The 2,967-nt window shown below is 71.8% G+C and carries 2 protein-coding genes; one reads left to right on the top strand and one right to left on the bottom strand.

All coding sequences use genetic code 11. The features are described 5' to 3' along the window. Nucleotides 1-73: 73 nt before the first annotated feature. Nucleotides 74-1,192, bottom strand: coding sequence for an ROK family transcriptional regulator (locus AB0F40_RS27405; RefSeq protein ID WP_357475476.1), 1,119 nt, complete (start codon nt 1,190-1,192; stop codon nt 74-76). A gap of 355 nt (nt 1,193-1,547) precedes the next feature. Between AB0F40_RS27405 and AB0F40_RS27400 the strand changes: the two genes are divergently transcribed. Then, complete coding sequence (locus AB0F40_RS27400) at nt 1,548-2,816, top strand: ABC transporter substrate-binding protein (protein WP_357475474.1); 1,269 nt, start codon at nt 1,548-1,550, stop codon at nt 2,814-2,816. Nucleotides 2,817-2,967 lie beyond the last annotated feature (151 nt).

Below are 2,967 nucleotides of genomic sequence, written 5' to 3'. Positions count from 1 at the left end.
CGGGCTATCTGCGCCGTCGAAACGGTTCGGCGGCGCAGATAGCCCGCACTCAACGGGCGGGGGCGGGGGGCGGTCATGACGTCACTCCTAGCGAGCCGAACATTCTTGCCTGGTCCAGGGCCGCGGCCAGGGCACCGCGGACTCCCGCGTCCGCGCCCAAGGCCGAGGGGACCACCTCGACCGGGCCGCGCGAGGTCGCCACGACGCGCTGGCCGAGCGAGGTGCGCAGCGGCTCGAGCAGCAGCTCCCCCGCCTCGGCGAGCTTGCCCCCGATGACCACGACGTCAGGGTCCACGAGGTTGCACAGGTTGGCCAGGGCGACGCCGAGGTGGCGCCCGGCGTCGAACACGACGCGCCGGCAGCCGGCGTCGCCCTCGCGCGCCCGGGCCACGAGGTCCGCGAGCGTGAGGTGGCCCGCCTCGGGCGGGAGCATCGACAGGAGGCTGGAGGCCCCGACGAGCATCTCGAGGCAGCCGCGGTTGCCGCAGCGGCAGACGGGGCCGTGCTCGTCGACGGACACGTGCCCGATCTCGCCGGCCACCCCGGACCTGCCGTGCACGGCCCGTCCCCCGAGGACGAGGCCGCCGCCCACGCCGTGGGAGACCCGGACGTAGGCGACCGAGTCGTGCCCGGCGCCGGCGCCGAACCGTGCCTCGGCGATCGCGGCGAGCGTCGAGTCGTTGTCGGCGGTCACGGGGACGTCGAGCTCGGCGCCCAGGATCTCGTCGACGTGCACGCCGTCCCAGCCACGCATCATCCCGACGGTGACCACCTGGCCGGTGCGGATGTCGACCGGGGCGGGCACCCCGACGCCGACGGCGAGCAGCTCGGACGGGTCGGCGTCCACGGCCTCCATCATCTCTCTGACCAGCATCGCCGTGCGCTGCAGGCCGGCGTCGGCGCGGTGGTCCGGGGCGAGCGGCATGCGCTGCTCGGCCAGGACCCGCATCGACGCGTCCGCGAGCGCGACGCTGAGCGAGCGCATGCCGAACCGGATGCCCGCGACGAGCCCGAGGTTGCGGGCGAGCGTGACCTGGAGCGCCCTGCGGCCGTTGCGGGTGGACTGCGCGGTGTGCAGGACGCCCGCGATCGTCAGCTCCTTGACGATGTTCGAGATAGTGGCTGGGGACAGCCCTGTGACGCCGGCCAGCTCGATCTGCGTGAGCGACCCACGCTGCTGGACGGCGCTCACGATCCGGGCTCGGTTGGCCTCACGGAGTGAGGTCTGCGAACCCGGTGTTACCCGATCCGCGCGCACAGCGCCCAGGGTAACCGCCTTCCTGTGCCGAATGACGGCTTTGGATACACGAACTGAACGTTCAGGTCACGATCGGGCGACGCTTGCGTTCATTTCTTGACACCAAGGACGCCTGGCCGTTCGATAGACCCGGGTTCACGGGCGTACAGGCGCGCCCGGCCGGTCCAGCGGAACGGCGCCGTCCCGAGTGAAGAGACTTCACCTTCACCGCGGACGACGACGGCGTCCCGGGTCGGTGCTCCAGCGACCGAGGAAGGTTGAGGGACCCCAGATGCGAGTGAACCGGAGGATGACCGCGACGGTGGCGACAGCCGCTGTTCTCGGTCTCACGCTGGCCGCGTGCGGCGGCGGCGACACGGGTGGCGAAGGTGGCGGCGAGGGCGGCGGCAGCCAGGTCGAGGTATTCACCTGGTGGGCGGCCGGCTCGGAGAAGGCCGGACTCGACGCCCTGGTCGGCGAGTTCGAGAACCAGCACCCGGACATCGAGTTCGTCAACGGCGCCGTCGCCGGCGGCGCGGGCTCCGCGGCGAAGGACCTGCTGCAGACCCGTCTGCAGGCGCAGGACCCGCCCGACACGTTCCAGGCCCACGCCGGCATGGAGCTGCAGGACTACATCGACGCCGCGCAGATCGAGGACGTCTCTGACCTGTACGACGAGTTCGGGCTCACCGACGCGTTCCCGGCCGACCTGGTCGACCGGCTCTCCACGGAGGACGGCGCGATCTACTCGGTCCCGTCGAACATCCACCGCGCGAACGTCGTCTGGGCCAACCCGGTGGTGCTCGAGGAGAACGGCATCGACCCCGAGGCCGAGTACGCGGACCTCGACGCCTGGATCGCCGACCTCGAGAAGCTGGACGAGGCGGGCGTCACGCCGCTGTCGGTCGGCACCACGTGGACGCAGGTGCACCTGCTCGAGACCGTGCTGCTCGCCGGCCTGGGCGCCGAGGCGTACACCGGCCTGTGGGACGGCAGCACCGACTGGGAGGGTCCGGAGGTCACGAGCGCGCTCGAGGACTTCGAGACGCTCATGGGCTTCACCAACGACGACCGGGACGGTCTCGACTGGCCCGAGGCCACCCAGATGGTCATCGACGGCAACGCCGCGTTCAACGTCATGGGCGACTGGGCCGTCGCGGCGTTCGAGGAGCAGGACAAGGAGCTGGGCACGGACTTCACGGCGACCCCGGTGCCCGGCACCGACGGGACGTTCGACTTCCTGGCCGACTCGTTCACCCTGCCGGTCGGCGCGCCCGACCCCGAGGGCGCCAAGGCATGGCTCGAGACGGTCGGCTCGCTCGAGGGTCAGGTCGCGTTCAACAAGGCGAAGGGCTCCATCCCCGCCCGCACGGACGCCGACCCGGCCGAGTTCTCCGAGTACCAGCAGACCGCCATCGAGTCGTTCGCGAACGACACGATCGTGTCCTCGCTGGCCCACGGTGCGGCCACCCCGGTCGCGACGCTCAACGCGTTCTCCGACGCCACGAGCAAGTTCACGACCGGTGCGTCCGACCTCGCCGGGTACCAGTCCGAGCTGGCTGCGGCCGCCGCGGGCTGACGCCCGCGGCTGACAGCTCGCGCGTCACGCACACTGCCGTACGTCGCGCGCCGCCGGGTCCCCCGCCGAACACCACCGCTCCGCACCGGCCACACCTCACGGCGCAGGAACCAGCACGTCCCGCACCAGCGCATCTAGCTGCGCATCCGCC

The sequence above is a fragment of the Promicromonospora sp. NPDC023987 genome, from assembly GCF_040639055.1.
In the GTDB taxonomy this organism is placed as follows: Bacteria; Actinomycetota; Actinomycetes; order Actinomycetales; family Cellulomonadaceae; genus Promicromonospora.
The sequence above is the reverse complement of the archived record's forward strand: the minus strand, read 5'-3'. Positions and strand labels throughout refer to the sequence as shown.